The sequence below is a fragment of the Affinirhizobium straminoryzae genome (assembly GCF_007004135.1).
Taxonomy (GTDB): domain Bacteria; phylum Pseudomonadota; class Alphaproteobacteria; order Rhizobiales; family Rhizobiaceae; genus Neorhizobium; species Neorhizobium straminoryzae.
In genome coordinates, this window is record NZ_VJMG01000016.1 from 1 (window position 1) to 24,484 (window position 24,484).

The 24,484-nt window shown below is 62.6% G+C and carries 20 protein-coding genes, 1 tRNA gene and 1 pseudogene; 11 read left to right on the plus strand and 11 right to left on the minus strand.

Annotation, left to right across the window (positions count from 1 at the left end):
- The 6 genes and pseudogenes from FNA46_RS07055 to FNA46_RS07080 form a co-directional block, all read right to left on the minus strand.
- Window positions 1-688, minus strand: a pseudogene (locus FNA46_RS07055) (hypothetical protein); the annotation flags it as partial.
- Between the two features lie 887 nt (window positions 689-1,575).
- Window positions 1,576-1,652: transfer RNA gene (locus FNA46_RS07060), tRNA-Arg, on the minus strand.
- A 103-nt stretch (window positions 1,653-1,755) separates the two neighbouring features.
- Entirely contained in the window at window positions 1,756-2,223 is a 468-nt protein-coding gene (locus tag FNA46_RS07065) for a hypothetical protein (RefSeq protein ID WP_143124417.1), read from the minus strand.
- 616 nt (window positions 2,224-2,839) lie between these two features.
- Window positions 2,840-3,688 (minus strand): transglutaminase family protein, encoded by an 849-nt coding sequence (locus FNA46_RS07070; RefSeq protein WP_143124418.1) that lies wholly within the window; start codon window positions 3,686-3,688, stop codon window positions 2,840-2,842.
- A gap of 28 nt (window positions 3,689-3,716) precedes the next feature.
- The gene (locus tag FNA46_RS07075) at window positions 3,717-4,658 is read right to left on the minus strand and encodes an alpha-E domain-containing protein (RefSeq protein ID WP_143124419.1); all 942 of its coding nucleotides are present in this window, start codon (window positions 4,656-4,658) and stop codon (window positions 3,717-3,719) included.
- A gap of 12 nt (window positions 4,659-4,670) precedes the next feature.
- The gene (locus FNA46_RS07080) at window positions 4,671-6,080 is read right to left on the minus strand and encodes a circularly permuted type 2 ATP-grasp protein (protein ID WP_143124420.1); all 1,410 of its coding nucleotides are present in this window, start codon (window positions 6,078-6,080) and stop codon (window positions 4,671-4,673) included.
- A 301-nt stretch (window positions 6,081-6,381) separates the two neighbouring features.
- Between FNA46_RS07080 and FNA46_RS07085 the strand changes: the two genes are divergently transcribed.
- A complete protein-coding gene (locus FNA46_RS07085) occupies window positions 6,382-7,254 on the plus strand; it encodes a DMT family transporter (RefSeq protein ID WP_143124421.1) in 873 nt (290 codons plus the stop codon).
- 151 nt (window positions 7,255-7,405) lie between these two features.
- On the opposite strand, the gene FNA46_RS07090 is transcribed toward FNA46_RS07085, so the two are convergent.
- The 4 genes from FNA46_RS07090 to FNA46_RS07105 all read right to left on the minus strand — a co-directional run bounded on the left by FNA46_RS07090 (window position 7,406) and on the right by FNA46_RS07105 (window position 13,855).
- Window positions 7,406-9,037: a DEAD/DEAH box helicase gene (locus FNA46_RS07090; protein ID WP_246102923.1), complete on the minus strand. Its 1,632-nt coding sequence runs from the start codon at window positions 9,035-9,037 to the stop codon at window positions 7,406-7,408.
- Window positions 9,038-9,322: 285 nt separating this feature from the next.
- Window positions 9,323-9,661, minus strand: coding sequence for a hypothetical protein (locus FNA46_RS07095; RefSeq protein WP_143124423.1), 339 nt, complete (start codon window positions 9,659-9,661; stop codon window positions 9,323-9,325).
- Window positions 9,662-9,952: 291 nt separating this feature from the next.
- Window positions 9,953-11,974, minus strand: coding sequence for a right-handed parallel beta-helix repeat-containing protein (locus FNA46_RS07100; protein ID WP_185969756.1), 2,022 nt, complete (start codon window positions 11,972-11,974; stop codon window positions 9,953-9,955).
- 297 nt (window positions 11,975-12,271) lie between these two features.
- Complete coding sequence (locus FNA46_RS07105) at window positions 12,272-13,855, minus strand: trimethylamine methyltransferase family protein (RefSeq protein ID WP_143124425.1); 1,584 nt, start codon at window positions 13,853-13,855, stop codon at window positions 12,272-12,274.
- A gap of 232 nt (window positions 13,856-14,087) precedes the next feature.
- Between FNA46_RS07105 and FNA46_RS07110 the strand changes: the two genes are divergently transcribed.
- A complete protein-coding gene (locus FNA46_RS07110) occupies window positions 14,088-17,750 on the plus strand; it encodes a response regulator (protein ID WP_246102924.1) in 3,663 nt (1,220 codons plus the stop codon).
- Window positions 17,751-17,761: 11 nt separating this feature from the next.
- On the opposite strand, the gene mnmC2 is transcribed toward FNA46_RS07110, so the two are convergent.
- Window positions 17,762-18,499, minus strand: coding sequence for a tRNA (5-methylaminomethyl-2-thiouridine)(34)-methyltransferase MnmC2 (gene mnmC2, locus FNA46_RS07115; RefSeq protein ID WP_425468684.1), 738 nt, complete (start codon window positions 18,497-18,499; stop codon window positions 17,762-17,764).
- Between mnmC2 and FNA46_RS07120 the strand changes: the two genes are divergently transcribed.
- The 9 genes from FNA46_RS07120 to FNA46_RS07160 all read left to right on the plus strand — a co-directional run bounded on the left by FNA46_RS07120 (window position 18,493) and on the right by FNA46_RS07160 (window position 24,380).
- Entirely contained in the window at window positions 18,493-19,722 is a 1,230-nt protein-coding gene (locus FNA46_RS07120) for an NAD(P)/FAD-dependent oxidoreductase (RefSeq protein WP_281288923.1), read from the plus strand. The genes mnmC2 and FNA46_RS07120 overlap by 7 nt on opposite strands.
- A 92-nt stretch (window positions 19,723-19,814) precedes the next feature.
- The gene (locus FNA46_RS07125) at window positions 19,815-20,522 is read left to right on the plus strand and encodes a DUF1045 domain-containing protein (RefSeq protein WP_143124428.1); all 708 of its coding nucleotides are present in this window, start codon (window positions 19,815-19,817) and stop codon (window positions 20,520-20,522) included.
- Window positions 20,523-20,610: 88 nt separating this feature from the next.
- A complete protein-coding gene (gene puuE, locus FNA46_RS07130) occupies window positions 20,611-21,534 on the plus strand; it encodes an allantoinase PuuE (protein ID WP_143124429.1) in 924 nt (307 codons plus the stop codon).
- Window positions 21,535-21,536: 2 nt separating this feature from the next.
- A complete protein-coding gene (gene uraD, locus FNA46_RS07135) occupies window positions 21,537-22,034 on the plus strand; it encodes a 2-oxo-4-hydroxy-4-carboxy-5-ureidoimidazoline decarboxylase (protein WP_143124430.1) in 498 nt (165 codons plus the stop codon).
- Between the two features lie 65 nt (window positions 22,035-22,099).
- A complete protein-coding gene (locus FNA46_RS07140; RefSeq protein WP_143124431.1) occupies window positions 22,100-22,390 on the plus strand; it encodes a nucleotidyltransferase family protein in 291 nt (96 codons plus the stop codon).
- Window positions 22,387-22,755, plus strand: a complete 369-nt coding sequence (locus FNA46_RS07145; protein WP_143124432.1) for a HepT-like ribonuclease domain-containing protein — start codon at window positions 22,387-22,389, stop codon at window positions 22,753-22,755. Before FNA46_RS07140 ends, FNA46_RS07145 begins: the two co-directional genes overlap by 4 nt.
- A gap of 6 nt (window positions 22,756-22,761) precedes the next feature.
- Window positions 22,762-23,268 (plus strand): ureidoglycolate lyase, encoded by a 507-nt coding sequence (locus FNA46_RS07150; RefSeq protein WP_143124433.1) that lies wholly within the window; start codon window positions 22,762-22,764, stop codon window positions 23,266-23,268.
- A 3-nt stretch (window positions 23,269-23,271) separates the two neighbouring features.
- Window positions 23,272-23,628, plus strand: coding sequence for a hydroxyisourate hydrolase (uraH, locus tag FNA46_RS07155; protein ID WP_143124434.1), 357 nt, complete (start codon window positions 23,272-23,274; stop codon window positions 23,626-23,628).
- 5 nt (window positions 23,629-23,633) lie between these two features.
- A complete protein-coding gene (locus FNA46_RS07160; protein ID WP_143124435.1) occupies window positions 23,634-24,380 on the plus strand; it encodes a metallophosphoesterase family protein in 747 nt (248 codons plus the stop codon).
- The last annotated feature ends 104 nt before the right edge of the window (window positions 24,381-24,484 follow it).

The following is a 24,484-nucleotide window of genomic DNA, read 5'->3' on the forward strand; positions in this document are numbered from 1 at the left end:
TTCCAGGATTCGTCCGATGTGCTGGCGCACCCAGAACATCGGACGAATCCTGGAAAGCTTGCTGCGACCGCTCGCCGTAGACCTGAAGAAGCTGGGAGACGTAGACGCTTTCGCTCGACTGCATCTCGGTTGGAACGACACCTCGAGGCGCTCGTCCCGGATCCGCGTCGAACCATCCGACAAGGACACGCAGGCAATACGGGTCCGCGACGAGTCTCTCAGCATCGAGCCAGTCGACGTTCTTGAAGTCGAACTCGCGAATCTTCGCTTCGATCTCAGGAGTCAGCGGGACCGTGTCGTTGTCGACGAGCTTATCCGCGATATCCTCGCTCCAACGGTCGATCATTGCCGTGCGGAACCTCTCCGGGTGACTGACCAAGGCCTGCACGCCTCTGGCGACGCCTCGCGGCGCGACGAAGGTGTAGCGACGAGGCAGGGAGTATTCACCCGCGGCAGAATGTCTGAAGATTTTTCCCAGCTCCCGTAGCGCGCCGGGCAGCGAGAGGCGCTGCTTGAGCTGCTTGCACTGGAAGTTGTCCCATGGGCCTTCGTGACGATGGTCGGTCACATAGCCCACGACGTCCCTGCCCAGGTCGCCTGTCTGGCCCCATCGTTGCCATTGGCGATATTCGAGGACGCGGCTTTCTATCCAGTCCTTTACGAAATGCTCGAGATCCTTGTCATCCATCGCAAGGACTCGTGACTGATACTGGTGCTTCAAGATCGCCGTTCCGAGCTTCGCGAATCATGGCGTTCGCCTTAGCCGCATAGTTCGAATCCTAGTCGAGGTTGTCAACGAAAGCGTGCATGCGGCGTATAACCACAGCTCGGCGAGTGAGCGGCATGCAAAAGGGGTTGTAAGATGGAGCGATGCAGCGCGGAGCCAGAAACGTTCTAAGTCCTTTTCTATACAAGACCGCCGACTCTCATTTTCTACGCGAATGATGCGCAATAAGCGCACACTGAGGCAGCCAAAGCCTTGAGATGCACGTTTGAGGATACGTCTCGCCACGCGCCGTGAGCGCTTCATTTGGCGCCGACTGAAACAGTCTATCCTCAAAAGTCATTATATTACAGTAATTTAAATTGTTGACAACGGCTCCCCTATTTTTAACGAATTGTGCTGATGGGTGACTTGGGGATTGACAGGTAAAGCTATAAAATTTGCTGTGATGTTGCCAATTAGTACGTAGAGACACTGCTATAAGATGTCGCCTGTGAAGCTAACATTCTGATTTCCCGGTCCCCGCAAAGTATCCTCATTAACGCTCGAGAGTGCCTCCGTGGCATTCTGCCAAAAGAACGCCCAACCTCTGCGGGAAACGATGCTCGGATTGGAAGCCGCTTTCACAGTCTTATGGTTAGCAAACAGTTAAGGAAGTCATCGGGAACGTGCGCTTCGGAAGCTCATGCCAGTTTCGCTTCCATATGCCTTCGGAAGGGCATCATCAACGCGATGTCGGATTGGGGTGGAGTTGCGGATCGACCTCGCACTGAATCCACGGTTATGGGTTCACAGTCCACGCTTAGCGGTATCCAGTCCGCGCTTATGTGGCGATGCAGATCATCATGTAATGGCGCACCCGACAGGATTCGAACCTGTGACCTTTGGAATCGGAATCCAACACTCTATCCAGCTGAGCTACGGGTGCTTTCGAGAATCGCTGGAAGGCCAACGTTCTTGCCGGTGGAGGGTTCATAACAAAGGTCGGGGTCCGCATCAATCGGGAAAACGCGGAAAGTTGTGTGGGGGGCTCATCGTGCAGGAAGGCGCAGTGCCCGGTCGATCAGCATGTTCGCCAGCATCATGCGGCGCGTGGCCTGGTCGCGGAAGTCGGGATGGACGAGGTCCGGGTGGTTGAGCCGGGCGAAGCGGCGACGGCGCTCGGCCAGATCTTCGGCCGTGTCGTTGGGTGTCAGGGCCAGATCTTCGGCCACCTCGGCCTCCGAGAGGCGGGCGAGATGGGCCGGCATGACGGGCAGGGCGGGTGCTGACGGCGCAGTCAGTGGTGGTTCGGCTTCGCGGTCCCGGGAAAGATCGAAGCCAGCCAGCAGGTCGTGGCCAGCCTCGTCCGACAGGTCGGCGCCTGCTGTCTCCACGACGAAGCCAGCACCGAGGCCGGCAATGCGATAGGCCGGTGTTCTGGGCTCCGGCACCTCGTCCGGTTCCTCGGCATCGAGCCGGGTCAGGATGGTCTGGAACACGGACCGGCCAAACAGCATGTGCTCTCCTGCGGCAATTCGGTTGCGCGGACCGGACAGAGGTCCGCCGCCGCGCGGCTCCCGTGCGCCGTAATGAAGGAATGGATGCGCCCCGCACGAATGAGAAACCTTCGTGTGGCAACACCCGGATCAGGCGGAGAAGAGCATCCGGATATGGCGCAAGGCTTGCGCCATCGAATTCACCGACATGTTCCGGCCGCCGGGATTGCGCGGGCGTCGCGTCCGGTCAGCACATTCATCAGCGTGCCGTCCGGGTCGTTGCCAGCTGAGCATCAGCACTGGTGATGACGGCGCCGAAAATCAGGCCTGCGTTCGGCTCTGCTAGCGTCGCCGAATTCCCCGACCCGACAAGGCCTCCAGGTTCTACCCGGTCTCGCCCTGACCGAAGACGTCCGACCGGCTGCTCTGTTCACCACGGGATAAACATAAGCACATAATGCGTATCGCCAGAACGGTCAGGCCTGACCCTGGATCTGCCTGTATTGCAAAATTCTCCCTGAGAGACCCGGGCCGCCCGGTAACAAGCCGCCGTCGCCTCTGCCGAGGATGGGCAACGCCCGGCTCCCCATGGCGCGCCGGGACGAGCCTCAACGTCTGGCGCGCACGGGCGAAAGGCTCAGGCCTGTGTCTGGCTCTGTCCGCTCTCGCCCTGACTCTGGCTTTGTGCGCCGGCGGCTGCGACTGTCAGCGACACTTTCAGGTTTTCGCCGGCCGAGCCGATGCGCATGCCGGAGACCGGCGCTGCGTCGCGGTAGCAGAGGCCGGTTGCCACGCGCACATAGCGCTCGTCCGGGCAGATCTTGTTGGCGGCATCGAACCCCACCCAGCCGAGGCCGGGGATGTGCGCTTCCGCCCAGGCATGCGTTGCCACCTGCTCGATCTGGCCGTCCATCAGCAGATAGCCGGAAACATAGCGGGCCGGCAGATGCAGCTGGCGGGCGGCGGCAATGAAGATATGGGCATGGTCCTGGCACACGCCGGATTTCGCCTCCAGCGCCTGTTCGGCCGTGGTTTCGGAATCGGTGCTGCCGGGCTGGTAGGCCACCGTCTCGTGGATCGCCTCCATCAGCGCATGCATCTGCGCCAGCTCGCTGTCGCCCTTCACGCTGCGGGCCAGATCGCGCACCAGCTTGCCGGGTCTCGTGCGCGGTGTTTCCCTGAGATAGAGCCAGAGCGGCACGAAGCCGGTATGCGGGCCGACAATGCCCGTGCGGTCCACGGTTTCCACTTCGCCGCGCGCGGTGACGCGGATCAGGTGCTCGCCGCCCTCCACGGACACGAGTTCCACCCAGTTGTCGAACTGGTCGCGATAGCCGGCCTCCACCTTGGCGCCGTCCACTGCAACCGCCCAGTTGAGAACCGTCTGGCCAAGGCCGGGCAGCGGCGTCAATCTGAGGCGCTGCAGGGCATAGGCCACCGGCTCGTCGTAAAGATATTCGGTCGTATGCGTAATCTTCAAATGCATGACGGCTTGTCCGTTCCCCCGGGTCCGCTCACTGGTAGAAGCGGTAGCCTTCTGAAATGTCTGCGCTCAGCTGGTTGTTGCGGCTGATGAAATCCTCCAGGAACTCGTGCAGGCCCTGGTCCATGATGTCGGAGATCGAGCCGCGCTTGAGCATGGACTTGATGGCGGCCGCCGTATCATGCGCGCGGTGGCGCTGGCCGTAATCCTCCTCCAGATAATGCAGGTTGCTGACGATCTTCTCGTAGCAATAGGCGAGCGAGCGCGGCATGCGCACGTTGAGGATCAGGAAGTCGGCAATGTTGGAGGGGCGGTATTCCGCATCATAGACCCAGCCATAGGACCGGTGGGCGGAGACCGAGCGCAGGATCGATTCCCACTGGAAATTGTCGAGTGAGGAGCCGACCTGGCTGACAGCCGGCAACAGCACGTAATATTTCACGTCGAGAATGCGGCTGGTGTTATCGGCGCGTTCGATGAAGGTGCCGATGCGCGAGAAATTGTAGAGATCGTTGCGCAGCATGGAGCCGTGGAAGGCGCCGCGGATGAGGCCGGCCCGCCGCTTGATCGTGTCGATGGCCTCCGGCAGGTCGGCCGCCTTCACCTTGCGACCGAGCAACTGCTTCAGCTCGATCCAGCACTCGTTGGTGGCTTCCCAGGTTTCGCGTGTCAGCGCGGTGCGTACCATGCGGGCATTGTTGCGCCCCGCCTCGATGCAGGAGAGTACGCTGGAGGGGTTGGCGGTATCCCGCAGCAGGTAATCGATGGCATTGGCCGCCGTCACCGTGTCATGTACCTCGCCGAAGGCATCACGCACGCCCGCACTTTGCAGCACGCCGTCCCAGTCGCCATCGGTAGAGCCCGTGCGCGTCAGCGAGACGCGCAGGCCCGCATCCACCAGACGGGCGATGTTTTCGGCGCGCTCGATGTAACGGAACATCCAGTAGAGGCCGTTTGCAGTTCTTCCCAGCATTGCCTTACGCCCTCAATCTTCCAGTACCCAGGTGTCCTTGGTGCCGCCGCCCTGGCTGGAATTGACCACCAGCGAGCCCTGCTTCAGCGCCACGCGGGTCAGCCCGCCCGGAATGATCTTCACCTTGTCGGATACCAGCACATAGGGGCGCAGGTCCACGTGGCGCGGCGCGATGCCCTTGTTGACGAGGATCGGCACGGTGGAGAGCGATAGTGTGGGCTGGGCGATGTAGTTGGACGGTTTCGCCTTCAGCTTTTCGGCGAAATCGGCGCGCTCCTTCTTGGAGGCGGTGGGGCCGACCAGCATGCCATAGCCGCCGGAGCCGTGCACTTCCTTGACCACCAGCTCTTCCAGATGCTCCAGCACATATTTCAGGCTGTCGGCCTCGGAACAGCGCCAGGTCGGCACGTTTTCGAGGATCGGCTTGCGGCCGGTATAGAACTCGACGATCTCAGGCATGTAGGAATAGATCGCCTTGTCGTCGGAAATACCGGTGCCGGGCGCGTTGGCAATGGTGATGTTGCCGGAGCGGTAGACGTCCATGATGCCGGGAATGCCGAGCGCGGAATCCGGGCGGAAGGTGAGGGGGTCGAGGAAATCGTCATCGACGCGGCGGTAGAGCACGTCGATCGCCTCGTAGCCGCGGGTGGTGCGCATCTTCACCTTGCCGTCGATGACGCGCAGATCCGAGCCTTCCACCAGTTCCACGCCCATGGTGTCGGCGAGGAAGGAATGTTCGTAATAGGCGGAATTGTAGATGCCGGGGGTGAGCACAGCCACGCGTGGGCGACCCTTGCAGCCGGGCGGTGCGAGCGAGGCGAGCGACTGGCGCAGCAGATAGGGGTAATCCTCCACCCGCTGCACCTTGTTCATGGTGAAGAGTTCCGGGAACATCTGCATCATGGTTTCCCGGTTCTCCAGCATGTAGGAGACGCCGGAGGGGGTGCGGGCATTGTCTTCCAGCACGTAGAACTGGTCCTCGCCGGTGCGCACGATGTCGGTGCCGACGATATGGGTGTAGACGCCGCCCGGCGGCTTGAAGCCGATCATTTCCGGCAGGAAGGCATCGTTCTTCTCGATGAGTGCGCGGGGAATGCGCCCGGCCCGGATGATTTCCTGCTTGTGGTAGATGTCGTCGAGGAAGGCGTTGAGCGCCAGAACGCGCTGTTCGATGCCCTGGGCGAGCTTGCGCCATTCGCGGGCGGAAATGATGCGGGGAATGATGTCGAAGGGGATGAGCTTTTCCGAGGAATCGGCGTGACCGTAAACGGCGAAGGTAATGCCGGTCTTGCGGAAGATGTTCTCGGCGTCTCGGGATTTCTGGATCAGATGCGCCGGATCCTGGGCGTCATACCACTCCTGGTAGGTCTTGTAGGGTGGGCGCGGATGGTTGTCCGCAGTCAACATTTCATCAAATGCCAATGGTGTATTCCCCGTTTTCGACCATAAAAGTACAAGGTCTGGAGCATTGCAAGCACCCTGCGCAAGGAAGCGGCAATTTCTTTGGAAAGGCGGAATCGGCCTTCGCAGACGTCGGTGAAAAGCGCACAAAGCTTGTGCAAATGCTCGCAGGACGGGTCTTTTTCCTTTCCTTCCTTTTCAGGCGCTTGCTGTCAGTTTTTCTGTCCGAAGGCTTCAGTTTTTCTCCTTTGACTGAAATTCAGCCAGTCTTTACCGCTGCCTTGCCCGCTTGTGCGGCATCATTTACGGGGCCGAATTTTCCATGCTGTCTCGCTTCGCGCCTGCCATTTTCGTCATTTTGTGGTCGAGCGGCTGGATCGTTGCCAAGATCGCCGCCATGCATGCCGATCCGCTGACCTTCCTTGCCCTGCGGCATGCGCTGGCGGCACTTGCCTTCGCACTGGTTGCGCAAGGGGCAGGCGCCGCGTGGCCGGCCTCGCGGCGCCTGATGCTGCATGCCTTCATCTGCGGGGTGCTGCTGCACGGCCTTTATCTCGCCGGTCTGTGGTGGGCGATCGGACAGGGCGTGCCAGCCGGCCTCTCCGGCATCATCGCCGGACTGCAGCCGTTGCTGACCGCCCTGTTTGCGGCCTTGCTGCTCCGGGAGCGGTTGCGGCGGCTGCAGATCCTCGGGCTGCTGCTCGGCTTTATCGGCATTCTGCTGGCGATTTCACCGCAGTTTTCCGCCGTCCGCGAGACGGGCCTGAGCGGCAGCGCCCTGCCGCTGCTGATCAATCTGGCCGCCATGGTCTCCGCCACGCTCGGCACGCTGTATCAGAAGCGTCATCTCGGTGGGGGCGACCTGCGCACCATCGCCGTCTGGCAATATCTGGGAGCCGTTGCCGTCACGCTGCCGCTGGCAGTCGGTTTCGAAGCGCTGCGCTTCGATGCCACCTTGGCGGCCATTGCCTCGATGGCCTGGTCGGTGCTCGGCCTGTCGATGGGCGGCGTCGGGCTGATGCTCTATCTCATCCGCCGCGGCGAGGTGTCCCGCACAGCCTCGTTGCTCTACATGATGCCGCCGCTGGTGGCCGTCGAGGCGACGCTGGTGTTCGGCGAACCCATGACAGCACCGATGATCGCCGGCACGGTGATCGTGGTGGCGGGCGTCTATCTGGTGAACCGGTCGGCGTGACATGCAGGCCGGAGACAGAGGACGCTGTCCTCCTTGCGAGCCCGTTCATGACAGCTCAGGCTGCCGGAGAGCGTGCTGCCAACCCGGACAACAAAACACCCGCCTCCGTTGCCGGAAGCGGGTGTGAATGGTGTGAGCCTGGCCGATGATATCAGGCGCGGTCGCGGCGGCGCTGGCCGCCATTGTCGCTGCCGCCGAACTTCACCGGGCCGCCATTGGCGGGCTTTGCACCGCCACGATGGCCGGACGGCTTCGGGCCGTTGCGGTGGGTGCGCTGGGCACCGGCTTCATGGGCGCCCAGCGGGGCATGGCGGTTTTCGCCGCCATTGCCGCGCTTGCGGTTGTCGCCGGTCGCCGGCTTGGCGCCGAACGGCTTCTTGCGCGGCTGGCCGAGATCGGAGGTCGCGGCGATATCGCTGTCGAAGGCATCCTCGCGCGGACGTTGCGGGCGCGGAGCGGCACTACGGCGGGCGTTGCGGCCGCCATCGCGGTTGCCCCCGTCGCGCGCACCATGGTCTCGGGCGCCGCTTTCACGTGGCTGGCCATTGCCACGGCCCTGGCCGCCACGCGCCTTCTGCGGCCGCTCGGGGCTGCGCAGTTCGGACGGGCGTTCGCCGGAAGCGACCGTGATCTCGATGTTCATCAGGCGCTCGATGTCGCGCAGCAGGCGGGTTTCATCCGGTGCACAGAAGGCGATCGCGATGCCATCGCGGCCGGCACGCGCCGTGCGGCCGATGCGGTGCACATAGGCGTCTGCCACTTCCGGCAGGTCGTAGTTGAAGACATGCGTCACGCCCGGAATGTCGATGCCGCGGGCGGCGACGTCGGTGGCGACGAGAACGCGGATCTCGCCATCCCGGAAGGCCTTGAGCGCGCGTTCACGCTGGCCCTGGCTCTTGTTGCCATGGATGGAGGCCACCTTGAACTCGACCTGTTCGAGATGCTTGGAGAGCTTTTCGGCGCTGTGCTTGGTGCGCAGAAACACCATGGCGCGGCCATCCGGATTGGCGCGCAGCGATTCCTTCAAAAGCACAGTCTTGTCGTTCTTTCCGGCCACGAAATGCACATACTGCTCGATCTTGTCGGCGGCCTTGCCGGGCGGGGTCACTTCCACCTTCACCGGATCGGTGAGGTAGTCCTTGGCAAGTTCCGCGATCGCCTTCGGCATGGTGGCGGAGAACAGCAGCGTCTGGCGGTTCTTCGGAACCATCTTCGAGATCTTGCGCAGGTCATGCACGAAACCGAGGTCCAGCATCTGGTCGGCTTCGTCGAGCACGAGATAGCGAACGGTGGTCAGCCCGATCGCCTTGCGGCTGACGAGATCAAGCAGGCGTCCGGGGGTTGCGACCAGAATGTCGGTGCCCTTTTCCAGCATCTGCTGCTGCTTGTTGATCGAGGCGCCGCCGACGACGGAGTTGATCTTCAGCGGCGTGCCGCGCACGTAGCTCTTCAGGTTGACGGCGATCTGGTTCACCAGTTCGCGGGTCGGAGCGAGAATGAGGGTGCGCGTGGTGCGGTTGTCCGGACGCTTGGGGTCCTTCATCAGCATCTGGATCAGCGGCAGGCCGAAGGCAGCGGTCTTGCCGGTGCCGGTCTGGGCCAGGCCGATCATGTCGCGGCTCTGCAACAGAAGCGGAATGGCCTGGGACTGGATCGGGGTCGGCGTTTCGTAGCCGAGATTGGAGAGAGTGGCGACGATCTGCTTGTCGAGGCCGAGCTCGTGGAAATTCGTCAAGTCGAATACCTTTCGGGGGCGCCAGAGACCGCATCCTGACGACACCATGCCGTCCGGTCTGCCTGTGGCGTCAAGAACCCCGCGTGAATTGGGAACTTGCAAGTGGGAAACTGCTTTCGGCGCAGGCCTTGTCTGGCCGTGCTTTGTGTGCGCCTTTACGCCTTCCTTGCGATCCATTCTCGTCGCTCGGCCAGCTCACGCGGCGGCCGGAAGGTTGAAAGCTGTGATGCATGTGCTGCTTTGCACACAAAAAGTCAAGGGCCCGCATCGATTTCGAGGCGGGCCCTGCGAATCTGGCGGCCGGAAGCGGAGCCCGGCGCCTGTATTCAAACTTCAATAATCAGGGCAGACGCGGACACGGTAGGAATCGCCCCAGCTGTTTTCGCGCCATTCGAAATGGCAGCGCGGACGCGGCGGCGGCGCTTCCCGATAGTAGGTCCGCTCGTAGACGACGGTCGGCGGCGGCGGGGCCACGTCATAATAGCGGTGCTCGACATAACGGGGCCCGGACTGGTTGGCGATCGCCCCGCCGATGATGCCGCCCACGGCACCGGCTGCGACGCCAGCCCAGAAATGATCGCGCGCCTCTGCAACTGGCGCCGTTGCCACGAGAGCGCTCGTCATCGTGAGCGCGACAAGGCCTGCAGTGATGGATGTCTTCAGTACGGTCATGGCCTTCATCCTTTCACCCTTGAACTTCAGGGTACGGCATGAAGATGCTCGGTGAAGGCGGCAAAATAATGGAAAAACAAAAGGATAAGTCTGAACATCCGTTCATGTGGTGACAGCCCTGGATCGAAGGCAACGTGTGTGGCGGCACGACCAGGTGGTGATGTGGCGAAAATCCGGGAGATTTGTGGCGAAACGGCGGCGGAAGGCGTCTGATGCGCGGAAGGGTTCCGCCGCGTCTGGATGGACAGGGCAACGGCGCCGACATGAGGCGCCGTTGCCGAAGGGTGCTGGCTATGGCTGCGGCATTCCCTTCACGGGCACGCGAACCTGCGCGATATTGTTGTTGCGCAGGGTCAGATCCTTGACGCCGGCGCCGATCATGATGCCGATATCGGTCTGGCTGATGTCATTGTCTTCGACAAGAATACCCTGCAGAAGCGGTATCGTGGTTGCGTTGCCTGCAACACGCAGCATCACGTTCTGGGAGAGCGTGTTGCCGCGTACCACATTGCCGAGCGAAAGGATCGAGGTGTTCCCGTCGAACTGCTGGGCATAGACCGCCAGTTCGGTCTTGCCCGTCAGGTCGGGCTCGCGGATCGTGTTGTCGAGCAACTGGATGAAGAAGTTCGGCTGGGGATGCTGGTAGCGTCGCCCGGAGATCTGGATGCCGGCGCCCCGGGTCATCGTGTTGCCGGCGAAGACATGGCGATATCCCGTGCCGTAGATCTGCGCTGCGCCCACATCGGTGAAATCATTGTTGATGATAAGATATTCTTCCTGCATGGGCGTGATCGTCACTGTTGAGGCAGGATCGATCTTCTCCCCGATTGGCCGATCGACCGTCACGATATTGTCCTGCCTCGAAACGACGTTAACCACCAGACCGGTACCGCGACCTCCAAGGACGAAGAGGCCGGCATTGAGCCAGGAGCGATCCTTCATCCCCCCCAGTTCACCGATCATCTGAAAGGTGGTGGGCGATAGTATCTTCAGCGTTCCGAAATAGTAGCCGCCGGGGCCGTCGCTTGTCATGGCTTCCCGGTCGACGGACAAGAAGCGGGCAAAGGAATTGTTGCGCATCAGAACACCCTTCGACAGGGGGTATCCGCCGAGATTGCCGATCCCGCCGCCAGTCGACTGCATGTCCCCTCCGACGATCCGGTTGTTTTCAAACAGGATCCGTTGAGACCCGCCGATATGATACCAGCCGTTCCTGCCGTTTGTGAACGTGTTGCCTTCCAGACGAGCGTTTCTGGCTTCGTTGAGAACGAACGAACGATTTGAGGAGATTATGTCGCACCCTTCGACAAGGATATTGCTACCTCCCAGCCGAAGACCTGCGACGCCGTTACGCTCCTGCTGCGTGAGTGCCTTGTCGCGGCTTGCTGCGTCGTCGGCCTTGAGGTGCCCCATGAACGCCGAAGCCCTGACCAGCAGATTACGAAGTATGAAGTTGCCGCCCGTCCAGCTCTTGCCTTGTGCATCAAAGCCGCCCTTGATCACGTCGAAATGGCGCTGCGCATCGATCGTCAGGTCTTCGACGGCAAAATTGCGGTAACCTTCGATCAAGGCCGGCGGTGGCTGGTCCATGTCATTCCAGATCAGGTTGACCAGTTCGCGGGACTGGCCCTTCAGCGTGACGCCCTCCGGGATCGTGATGCCGCCGCTGAGATGGTAGATGCCGGATCGAAGGACGAGTGTTCCGCCGCCCTGATTGGCCAGTCCGGCAAGGGCTGCGTTGATGCGCGCCGTATCATCCAGCGCCGGGCCATCGACGGGATTGCTGCGCAGTTCCATCTTGCGCTGCGCAGGCACCGGCTTCGCCGTCACCGTGATCGATCCCAGGTCCTGCCAGGTCGAGGCGTCGCCATTGCCGTTCCACAGACGCGCCTGATAGGTGCCGGTCCTCATGTCCGCGGGAATGGCAAATCGGGCCGACCAGATGTCTGGCGCATCCGGATTGATGGTCGTGATCCGGCCATTTTCTGCGGTGAGTTCGAGACGTGCCGAAGCCGTGCGGGCAATGTTGCGCCCCTGGACGCGCAACCAGCCACCCGGCGTTGCGCTCTCGCCGGCATCGCCTTGCGTCCAGTAGATATCGGCGCTGTTGATGCGGGTGGTGATGCTTGTGCCGGAAGCGTCCAGCAGGGTAAGCGCATAGACACCATTGGCGAGCGTTGACGGGATCACATAGGTAAGGGTCTTGTCGGACTGAAGTGCGGGGGACACTGACTGAACCGGCTTCGACCCGGTTTTGTCCGCCGCGTCGTCCAGCCGGCTGATGGACGCCTGGCGGATCGTATCAAGGTCCATGCCTGTTATCTGGACTGTCTGGCCCGGCTTCACTGGATCGCTCGCCCAGAAAATCTCCGCAGCCTGTGTCACTGTACTCAGAAGTGAGATCGAGGCAGCGAGTATTGCGGTGCGAAAATGTGAGAGTGGCAAGACGTGTTGCGGCATCCAATGTCCTTTCGCGGGCCGACCACAGAACTTGGCGAGGATCGAACGAGCATGAGGCCAAAACAGGGCGGCACTTTCAGATTATGGATCTGTTCCTTGTCTTGTGGATGACGTATGAAATCGGTGATTTCAAAGCATGTTGAAGAACACTCAAAAATCGGTCGGCACGCCACCTTCCTGTTTGCGACGGGCAACGAAGGTGGACAGTTCTTCCTCTATGGCGGGGTCGATGGGCGGGCGTTCGTAGCTTGCGAGCTTTTCCTTGAAGATGCGGTTGGCGTGGTCGTAGGTGGTGGGGCGGCCGGCTTCGGTCCAGGTTTCGAAATTGCGCCAGTCGGACAGGATCGGCGCGTAAAAGGCGCTTTCGTAGCGGGCGAGCGTGTGGCCCGTGCCGAAGTAGTGGCCGCCGGGACCGACCTCGCGGATGGCGTCGAGCGCCAGTGCATCGGGGCTGACATCGAGCGGGGTCAGAAATTCCGCCACCATCTGCAGCATGTCGACGTCGAGGATGAATTTCTCGAAGGAGGCGGTCAGTCCGCCCTCTGTCCAGCCGGCGGCATGCAGCACGAAATTGCCGCCGCCTTGCGTCAGCGCCCAGAGCGACATCATGGATTCGTAGGCGGCCTGCGCATCCAGCGTGTTGGCGGCATTGGTGTTTGAGGTGCGGTAGGGAATGCCGTAGCGGCGCGCCAGCTGCCCGCCGGCCATCACCGCCTTCATGTATTCCGGCGTACCGAAGGCGGGCGCCCCTGTCTTCATGTCGACATTCGAGGTGAAGCCGCCATACATCACCGGCGCGCCGCGCCGCACCATCTGGGAAAAGGCAATGCCGCACAGAGCTTCCGCATTCTGCTGCACGAGCGCGCCCGCCACCGTGACCGGCGCCATGGCGCCGGCCAGCGTAAACGGCGTCATGATCACCACCTGGTTGCGCGAGGACATCTCGATGATGCCTTGCAGCATGGGGCCATCGAGGCGCAGTGGCGAGGAGGAGTTGATCACGGTAAACAGGGAGGGCTCCGCCTCCAACTGTTCGGCCGAAATGCCGCGGCCGATGCGCACGATCTCCAGCGCATCGAGATTGCGCTGCCGCCCCAGCGAATAGCAGTGAAACACCTTGTCGGTCAGCAGCACAAGATCGGCGAGACAGTCGAGGTGGCGGATCGAGGCATGGATATCGACGGGTTCCACCGGATAGCCGCCGGTGCAGTGGACGATATCATAGCATTGGGCAAGCTTGACGAGCTTGCGGTAATCCTCCTGGTTGCCGGCTCGCCGACCGCCCTCCCGATCGGCCACGAAGGGGGCAGAGGCGATCTGGGCAAAGACCAGATTGTTGCCACCGATCGCCAGATTCCGCTCCGGATTGCGCGCGTGCAGCGTGAATTGCGAGGGCACGGAGGCGATCATGTCGAGGATCAGCCCGCGGTCGAAGCGTACCCGGTCCGATCCCTCCTTCACGTCGGCACCGGCGGCCTTCATTCGGGCGCGGGCCTCCGGAAGCATGATGTCCATGCCGACCTCTTCCAGTACGGTGAGGGAGGCATCATGGATATGCTCCAGCGCCTCGGCATCCAGCACCTCGGTGCGGGCGAGCCGGTTGACGAGCCGGCGATAGCGGTCGCCGCCGGCTGGCTTGCGGGTCCGCTCGCCGCCGCGGCCGCCGCTGCGCCTCCGCCGTTCGGTGCCGGTGCTTTCGATCTCTGTGGCGGTCTCTGTCGTGATCTGGCTCATTTCTGTCCTCCCGGCGCCATCGGAAGTGTCTCAAAGGCTGATTTTCCCCGCTACACCCAAATGCGACGCGCAAACGCCTTTTCTGGAACAATGCCCGTGGCGGGCCGAGGTGAGGCGTTCCGTGCTTGCCGCAAGGACTTGTTAACCATAGCCATGGTGACATGCTTTTTGATGCGGCATCATACGAATCATGCGTGGTCCAATGCGCGATAGGGATCGGCCGGGGGATCTGTTGAGCAGCGATAGGGAACTTCTGCAGCGCGCCTGCGACAGGATAAACGATCTCGACGTTCCGGCTTTCATCAAGGATGGCAGCCTGCGGTATGTCGCGGTCAATGATGCCTATGCGCGCCGCTGCGGTGTCGGGCGGGAGGCGTTTGCCGGTCGCACGGCAGCAGACATGGCGCTTTCACTCGAAGACGACGCCAGCCTGGACAAGCAGCGTCGCTCGCTGGTGTTCGGCAGCGACGAGACGTCTCCCTGCCGCGACGAGACAGGTGTCTTGCGCCATGACATGCGCGTTGAGCGCTTCGTGACTGACGACGACCGGGCCTATCTGTTCGCCGTGTTCGAGCCGGTCGCCTGGCAGCCGGAAGCCATCCCGACCGAAGCAGGCAGCGACAGCCCGAGGGAAGAGGATGCGGCCGGCGGTCTGGCGCGCGGCCAGGTCAGCCTGCAGATGCTGGGCACGGCGCTCGATCTTCTCGATGCCGGGATCGGCATTTTCAGCGAAAGCGATGCACTGCTCTACTACAACGCCCAGCTTGATCAGTATTTTCAAAGCCTCGGCGCGCCGCTGCGCGTCCAGATGCCGTTGCGCGAACTCGTGGAGCAGGTCTATCGCTTCCAGCTACAGGACATGCCGGAAACCGACGAGATCCTCCGCCAGCGCGAGGAATGGATCGCGGAACGCATGGAGACCCTGCACGCCCGTCACTGGCAGGCCATGGAGCCGCTGGCAGACGGCCGCTGGATGCGCAGCGTCAACCGTCGGCTGGACAATGGGTGGCTGATCGTTCTCAGACTGGATGTGACGGAATACAAGGTCCAGGAAATGCGACTGGCCCGCAAGATCGAGGAATCGGAGATCTTTCGCGCAGCCTTCGAGGACCTGCCTGTGGCCGTCTTCCTGCGTGACAGCCAGCGCCGGTTGATCTACGCCAACGGCGCCTATGAGGCCATGGTGGGCGAAAGCCGCAGCAAGATCATGGGCCAGACGGAAGACATGATGTTCCCGGCGGCCGCCGAGCGTTTTCGCGAGGAGAACGAGCGACTTCTTGCCGAGGGCGGTGCGACGGAGAAGGCCGAGGATGTGCCTCTGGCGGATGGCCGCAGCATGGCTGCCATCACCCGTCTTGCGCGTATTTCCTCGCCCGCGGGCGAGCCTTACATCGTCGGCTCCATCACCGATGTGACCATGGTCCGCCGTGCCCAGCAGGAGGCGGAGCGTCTGCACCGCGAAGTGCAGGCCATCCTGGATTCGCTGACAGTCGGCGTGGTGATCCTCGATGATGCACGTCGCTTCGAATATGCCAACCGCACCTTTCGCCAGTTGTTCTGTGGCGAGCACGCGGATGCCGACCCTGAGGCCGGTGACAAGCGCGATTACAGCGCCTTTGTCCGCGCCATCTTCGAAATGGGCAGCGCTGATCCCGATGAGGCGCAGGGTGTGCTCGCACAACATATGCAGGCGCTCGATGCCGAGGGCGAGATGGCGCCGGTCGAGGTCCAGACGAACGACCAGCGGACCATCCTGATGGCGCGCCAGCATCTGGCGGACGCCAAGATGTTGCTGAGCTTCGTCGACATCACCACGGTGAAGAAGCGCGAGAAGGAAGTGCAGGAGGCGCGCGAGGCCCTCGAGCGGCACGGCGCCATTATGCACGATGCGACGAGTGTCATGTCGCAGGGCCTGCTGATCCTGCGTGAGGGAAGGATCGTCTTCTGCAACGAGGCGCTGTCGAGGATCCTGCAGGTGCCGCCGGGTCTTGTGCAGGCCGGCAAGCCCTGGCGGGCCGTGTTTGCCTATTGCGCTGCGCGCGGCGATTTCGGCTCGCCCGAACAGGCGGAGGAAACTTTCCATTACTGGCAAAGGATGGAAACCGAGGGCAAGGGCTTCTCGGCATCTCTGTGCATTGAGGATACCTCTTTCATCGACGCGGAAATGAACCTCAGCGCCAATGGCAACTGGCTGGCCGTGTTCGATGACGTGACGGACGTGCGCATGCGCGAGCGGGAATTGCAGCGCCTGCTCGGCCGTGCCGAAGCGGCGGACCGCGCCAAGTCCGAATTCCTGGCGAATATGAGCCACGAGATCCGCACCCCCATGAACGGCGTGCTCGGCATGGCGGAACTGCTGGCAAAATCCAATCTCGATACCCGCCAGAAGACGTTCACGGATATCATCGTGAAATCCGGCAATGCACTGCTCACCATCATCAACGACATCCTGGATTTCTCCAAGATCGATGCCGGCCAGATGACGTTGCGCCGTGCAGTTTTCGATCCCGTGGAGGCGGTCGAGGATGTGGCGACGCTCCTGTCGTCGTCCGCGTCGGAAAAGGATATTGAACTCCTGGTACGAGGTGCCTCGACCCATCACACGGTGATTGGCGATCCCGGTCGCTTCCGCCAGATTGTCACCAATCTCGTCGGCAATGCGGTGAAGTTCACCGAGCGCGGCCATGTGCTGATCGATGTGACCTCGGAGCCCGCCGGCGACGAAGGCGTCACGCTGACGATCCGCATCGAGGACACCGGCCTCGGCATTCCCGACGACAAGCTGAAGACGATTTTCGAGAAGTTTTCGCAGGTCGACACGTCGTCCACCCGCCGCTACGAGGGTACGGGGCTTGGCCTTGCGATCACGGCCGGGCTGGTCGATCTGTTCGGCGGCAGGATTGCCGTCGAAAGCCGTCTGGGCCAGGGCTCCGTCTTCACGGTGACGCTTCCCTTTGCGATGGCGAGTGCGCGCGCTGTCCGCGAGGCGCCGGTGGCGAACATTCGCGGCGCGCGCGTGGTGGTGATCGATGACAATTCCGTCAACCGCCGGATCCTCACCGAACAGCTTGCCATGTGGGATTTCGACTGTGTCGCAGTCGAGAGTGGCGAGGAAGGCCTGCGCCTGCTGCGGGCTGCTGCGGCGATGGGCGTCGAGGTCGATGCGCTGATCCTTGATTATCAGATGCCGGAGATGAGCGGCCTTGAGGTGGCAGCTGCCATGCGTAACGATCCGGCACTGACGCAGATTGCCATCATCTTCCTCACCTCGATGGATACTGCGAGCAGCGAGCAGGCCTTCGAGCAGTTGCAGATCGAGGCGCATCTGATGAAGCCGGCGCGTTCGAACCTGCTGCGTTCCACCATCGGTGACGTGATCCGCGCCAGTCGCCAGAAGCGCCGGCGTGGCGAGAGAGCGCCCGCCAGGATGGTGGAGGGACCGGTGGCGCGGCCGCCGGTCGACGTTCCGGCAGTGGCCGACCTGCCGTCCAGTCCGCTCGACGTTCTGGTGGCGGAGGACAACGAGGTCAACCAGATCGTCTTTACCCAGATCCTGCAGGCGACGGGCCTCAGGTTCCACATCGTGCCGAACGGCGAGGAAGCCGTGGCTGCCTGGCGCAACCAGCGGCCCTCGCTGATCCTGATGGATGTCTCGATGCCTGTCATGAACGGCCATCAGGCAACGCGACGCATTCGCGAAATCGAGGCGCAAGAGGGTAGACATGTGCCGATCGTCGGCGTGACGGCCCATGCGCTCGACAGCGACCGCGATCTTTGCCTTGCCGCCGGCATGGACGATTATCTGTCGAAGCCGATCAGCCCGGAAATCCTGGAGGCCAAGATCCGGCAGTGGCGCGTGGCGAATGCAAGAACCGGCGAGGCGTCACGCCCCTGAGGTCACGCCCCTTAGGTTACGCCCTTGCGGCCAAACAGCATTTCCCGCTTGCCGGCAAAACCCGGCCGACGGTTGACGGCAAAGCCAGCCGCCTGGAGATTGCGGCGCACGAAGCCGGCTGCGGCATAGGTGGCGAAGCTGCCGCCGTCTGCCGTATGGTCGAAGACGGCCTGCATCAGCGACAGCGACCACATGTCCGGATTTTTCGAAGGGGCAAAGCCATCGAGAAACCAGGCATCGGCCTGATGTTCCCAGGCTGGCACGTCCTGCTCGGCACGGCCGCAGACCACGGTCAGCGTGACATCGTCTGACAGCGACAGCGTGATCCGGCCCTCCCGCCTGTCCGGCCAATGGGCTGCGAGCGCCTGTCGTTCCCGGTCGATCTCCGGCCAGCGGGACAGCGCGCGGTCGATCTCGGCTGCCGCCATCGGAAAAAGCTCGAAGGAGGTCATATGCAGGTGTCCGGCGCGATCCGGGTGCGCGGCGCGCCACAGGCGCCATTGCCGCCATGTCTCGCAGAAATTCAGCCCCGTGCCGAAGCCGAGTTCACCGATGCGGAACATGCCGCCCGCGCCCCAGCGCTCCGGCAGGCCGTTGCCGTCAAGGAACACGTAACCGCATTCGAGACGGCCATCGGTCTGGCAATAAAAATGGTCGCCAAACTGGCTCGAGTAAGGCATATCGCCCTCGCGCCATTGGAGCGGGCTTGGCGCATGGTCAACGGAAACGTCAGGATCTGCCATTGGTATCTGTCATCGGCCAGCTTGGTTCATCCGCAGGCGATAGTGCTCAGCGCGTCTCCGGTCAATCCGCCTCGCTTCCCGCCCATGTCGATTTGCTGATCGTCGGCGGCGGCATCATGGGCCTTTGGGCGGCGGTGAAGGCGGAACGGCAGGGCATCCGCACGCTGTTGCTCGATGCCCTGCGTCCGGCGTCTGGCGCCAGCGGCGGCCTGCTCGGCGCGCTGATGCCACATATGCCCGACCGCTTCGGCGAGAAGAAGAAATTCCAGTTCGATGCGCTGATCGCGCTGGAGGACGAGGTGAAGAGGCTGGAGGCCGAAACGGGGCTCTCGTGCGGCTATCGCCGTTGCGGGCGCATCATTCCCCTGCCGAAGCCGCATCTGCGCCCGATTGCCGCACGCCACGGGCTGGATGCTGCCGAACACTGGCGGGCTGGCGAACGACAGTTTGCCTGGACCCTGCTCGATGCATCGCCTGATGCCGCCTGGATCCACCCGCAGACCGGTCCATCCGGCTTCGTGCACGATACGCTGGCAGCCCGCGTGTCGCCGCGTGCGCTCACCGCTGCGCTGCTCGCCTCGATCGAATCCAGCCGCCACGTGCAGCGGATCAATGGCCGAAGGGTGCTATCGCTGGAGGCGCAGGCCGCCGTGCTCGAAACCGGCGAACGCATCGGCTTCGGCCATGCCATCATCGCGGCAGGTACCGGCTCCTTCCCGCTGCTGGAACAGTTGGGCGGTGCCTGCGGCGAAGCGCTGGTCCGCCCGCTCGGCAGTGCCGTCAAGGGGCAGGCCGCCTTGCTCAAGGCCGATGTCGATCCCGCCCGTCCCGTGATCTTTCTCAACGGGCTTTACGTGGTCGCCCATGAGGGGGGGCATGTGGCGATCGGAAGCACCAGCGAGGACCAGTTCGAGGATGGTTTTTCCACCGACGGCCAGCTGGATGCGTTGATCGCGCGGGCGCGGGACATGTCACCGGATCTTCAGAATGCAGAGGTTGTCGAACGCTGGGCCGGGTTACGGCCGAAGGCGGTCGATCGAGATCCTATGGTCGGCCCGCACCCTGACCACGCCCAAGTGATTGCTTTGACTGGCGGCTTCAAGGTGAGCTTCGGTCTGGCGCATCGGCTGGCCGATGCCGCGCTTGCCGGCGTGAGCGGACAGCCCGCAGATATTCCCTCGTCATTTGCCCTGTCGCACCATCTTCAAGTTGCAGGAATGCGAGCGTAACTCCCATCCCGCGTCGTCAATCTGTCACGCAAATCACCTAGATGCTTGCCGCAAGAAGCTGTGCGGGGGCAAAGGCGAGAGAAAGGTGACGGATGCGCTACGCCATCAACTATACCCCATCGGCGGGTGATCCGCTGACGCTTGCCGCCGCCCAGTGGCTCGGCCGCAACCCCTTTTCCGGCGAGGCCATGGAGCCGCCGGCAACCCGCGACCTTGGCCTGCACGAAATTGCCTTCAACACCGCGGTGCCGCGCCGCTATGGTTTTCATGGCACGCTGAAGCCGCCGTTCCGGCTGGCCGATGGTATTGCCGAACCGCTTTTGCTGCGCAATCTCATGCATTTTGCCGGCCAGCACGAGCGCGTGCGACTGCCGAAGCTGGAGGTGGTGCGTCTCGGCAACCGGTTCGCGCTGGGGCCGTGCGAGCATTCCGAGGCGCTGCATCTCTTGGCCGGCGCCGTGGTGCAGCACTTCGATGCGTTTCGCGCGCCGTTGACGGAAGCGGAGCTGGAGCGCGCCGATCCCGGCCATCTTTCGGCTGCGCAGTTCGCCAATCTCTACCGCTTCGGCCATCCGCATGTGATGGACGAATTCCGTTTCCACATGACGCTGACCGGTCCGCTCGGCCCGCAGGAGATCGGCCGCTTCGAAAAGGTGCTGCGCCGCCATTTCGAACCGTTCCTGGAGCGGCCGCTGGAGATTGCCAACCTCGCGCTCTTCGTGGAAAACGAGCCGGGTGCTCCCTTCCTCGTGCATTCGCTGCATCCGCTCGGCAGCGTCATGTCGCGCAAGATCGCCTGAACCGATCCTGTTTGCACCGCAACGGAACGTCTCGACATTTGCGGCGTGAGTGCTACCGTCAGGACCTTGTTTCAGAAGGTGATTTTCGATGGTGGCAGACAATTATCCCCGCGATCTCGTCGGTTACGGCCGCAATATTCCCGATCCGAAGTGGCCGGGCGGCGCGCATGTGGCCGTGCAATTCGTCATCAATTACGAGGAAGGCGGCGAAAGCTGCATTCTGGATGGTGACCCGGCCTCGGAAAACCTGCTGTCGGAAATCGTCGGTGCCGCCGCCTGGCCCGGCCAGCGCAACCTCAACATGGAAAGCATCTATGAATATGGTTCGCGCGCCGGCTTCTGGCGCCTGCACCGGCTCTTCACAGGCCTCAACGTTCCCTGCACCGTCTACGGTGTGACACTTGCCATGCTGCGCAATCCGGAGGCGGTGGCCGCCATGAACGAGGCCGGCTGGGAGATCGCCAGCCACGGCTATCGCTGGCACGAATACAAGGACTATCCGGAGGAACTGGAGCGCCAGCATATTCTCGATGCCGTGCGCCTGCACACGGAGGTGGCCGGCGAGCGCCCCTACGGCATGTATCAGGGCAAGCCCTCGATCAACACGCTGCGGCTGGTGCAGGAAGAGGGCGGTTTCCTCTATTCCTCCGATGCCTATGCGGACGATCTGCCCTACTGGGTGAAGGGCGTCGACGGCAAGCCGTTCCTCATCATTCCCTATACCCTGGAAGTCAATGACATGCGTTTTGCAACGCCCCAGGGTTTCAATGCGGGCGACCAGTTCTATACTTACCTGAAGGACACGTTCGATACGCTCTACCAGGAAGGCCGGGAGGGCGCGCCGAAGATGATGTCCGTCGGCCTGCACTGCCGCCTTGTCGGGCGTCCGGGCCGTATCGCCGCGCTGAAGCGCTTCATGGAATATGTGCTTGGCCACGAAAAGGTGTGGATCCCGAAACGCATCGAGATCGCCCGTCACTGGCACGCGCATCACAAGCCGGATGTCATCTGACCATGCAAAGAGCCGAATTTGTCGACCGCTTCGGCGGCGTCTTCGAACACTCGCCCTTCATCGCCGAGCGCGCCTATGACGATGACCTCGTGCGTGGCGAGAACCTGACGGTGGACCGCGTGCATGCGGCCCTCGTCGCCGTCTTCCGGGTGGCATCCGAGGAGGAGCGGCTTGGCGTGCTGCGCGCTCATCCGGATCTCGCCGGACGCCTCGCCATTGCCGGCGAACTGACGGAAGACAGCCGAAAGGAGCAGGCGGGCGCCGGGCTCGACCGGCTGAGCCCCGAGGAACATGCCCGCTTCACCGAACTGAACACCAGCTACACGCAGAAATTCGGCTTTCCCTTCATCATTGCCGTGAAGGGGCTGACCAGGGAGGATATTCTCGCGGCCTTCGAGAAGCGCATCCACAACAGCCGCACCCAGGAATTCGCCACGGCCTGCGGACAGGTGGAGCGGATTGCGCTGTTGCGGCTGGAAAGCATGCTGCCGTCTGCGTGAGGATTGATTATGATCACGGGCGGTGCCGTGCGGACGCGCGCGGCCCGGATCGACAGGAGAGTGCCATGCGGCCATCGGACGTGCTGGATGAACATCGCGAGGCGATCCGCGCCCTTGTGGCGCAACATCGTCTTGCCAACCCGCGCATCTTCGGTTCCGTGGCGCGGGCGGAGGACCGCGAAGACAGCGATCTCGACATTCTCGTCGATACGCTGGACGAGACCACGCTCCTGGATCTCGGCGGTTTGCAGCATGATCTGGAGCATTTGCTGCATCTGCGCGTGGATATTGCCACCAGCAAGGGGCTGAGGCCGACCGTGAGAGACCGCATTCTGGCCGAGGCAATCGCTCTATGAGCCGCGATCTGGAACGTCTTCTGGATTCTCTTGATCAAATGAGGGAACTGGCCTTGGAGGTCGACGGCTTCCTGGAGGGCATAACGGCCGACAGGTTTCGGCGCGACCGCCTGACGCAGCGAGCCGTCGGCATGAACCTCGTTCTTCTCGGGGAGACGGTCTCCGAGATTCTGAAACGCTTTCCCGACTTTGCGGCCGATCATCCGGACATCGCATGGCGCGAACTCCTTGACCTTCGCCACCACATCGTGGCGGAGTTTGCGACGATCGATCCCGCGGCGCTCTGGACGGCTGCCACCCGAACGATCCCCCAACTCCTCTCCCAACTCAGCATGCTGCGCCAGATCCGCGCCCAAGGTGAATGATCCCATATGCCCAAAATCCTTCCCGTCCGCCCGTTGCGGCAAGAAACCTTCGCGCCCTTCGGTCATGTGATCGAAGCCGATCCGGCGCGCATGAGGCTGATCAATGGCGGCAATACCGAGCGCTTTCACGCGCTGGCCGAAGCCGAGGCAGCGGGCGAGGGTGCCCGCGTGATCCTCAACATCTTTCGCGGCCAGCCGCGCGCCTTTCCTTACCAATTGACGATGATGGAGCGGCACCCCTTCGGCAGCCAGAGCTTTTCGCCGCTGAACGGCAGGCCTTATCTGGTGGTTGTCTCCGAGGATGACGGTGGCCGGCCGGCGGAGCCGCAGGTCTTTCTGGCCGCGGGCAATCAGGGCGTGAACTATCGCCGCAATGTCTGGCACCATCCGCTGATGACACTCGACGCACCCTCCGATTTTCTGGTTGTCGATCGCGACGGGCCGGGCAACAATCTGGAGGAATTCTTCTTTGACGATCCTTTCCTCATCAGTGCACCCCTCATCAGCGAGTAGGCCATGACCGGATTGACCACCCATGTTCTCGACACCGCCCTCGGCAAACCCGCCGAGGGACTTGTGATCGATCTCTATCACCTGGAGGGGGAAGGCCGGTCGCATCTGAAGACGGTCACCACCAATGCCGATGGTCGTATCGACGGCGGGCCGATCCTGATCGGCGAGAGCTTTCGCAAGGGGATCTACGAACTGGTCTTCCATGCCGGCGATTACCTGCGCCGCACCGGTGCGGCCCTGGCGGAGCCGGCCTTTCTTGACGTGATCCCCATCCGCTTCGGCATTGCCGACGAGAGCGGCCACTACCACGTGCCGCTGCTGATCTCTCCCTACGGCTATTCCACCTATCGCGGGAGCTGAGGGACATGCGACTTGCCGCGATCGCCGACATACACGGAAATGCCGCGGCACTTGAAGCGGTGCTGGCGGATATTGCTGCCCAAGGCATTGCGCCGGACAGCATCGTCAATCTCGGCGATTGCCTCTCCGGGCCGCTGGAGGCCGGGCGCACGGCCGATATCCTCGTCCCGCTCGACCTGCCGACGGTGCGCGGCAATCATGACCGCTATCTGATCGAACACGAGGCGGGAAAAATGCATTCCTGGGAGGCCGATGCTTTTCGCCAGCTGACGCCCGCCCATCTCGACTGGCTGCGTGCGCTGCCCGTCTCGCGCGTCTGGCGCGAGGAGGTGTTTCTCTGCCACGCAACCCCTGCCGACGACCAGCTCTACTGGATGGAAAGGATCGAGCCGAACGGCGTTGTCGGCCTGAAACCGCGTGCCGAGATCGAAGAGCTCGCCGATGGCATTTCGCAATCGCTGATCCTCTGCGGCCATTCGCATCTGCCGCGCGCCGTGCGCCTCTCGGACGGGCGGCTGCTGGTCAATCCCGGCAGTGTCGGCTGCCCGGCCTATGATGACGATACGCCCTATTACCACCGGGTCGAGGCCGGCACGCCGATGGCGTCCTATGCGATCTGCGAGAGGCAGGGCGGCGACTGGTCCGTCAGCTTTCGCCTGGTGCCCTATGATCATATGAGCCAGTCACGGCTGGCCGGGCGGAATGGCCGCGCCAGCTGGGAGGCGGGGTTGGCGACGGGGTGGCTGGGGTAGGCCGGGCGAGAACCGTGTAAGCGCCCCCCTCATCCGCCCTTCAGGCACCTTCTCCCCAAGGGGAGAAGGGATGCATCGTGAGCGCCTCATGCATCTTCGAACGT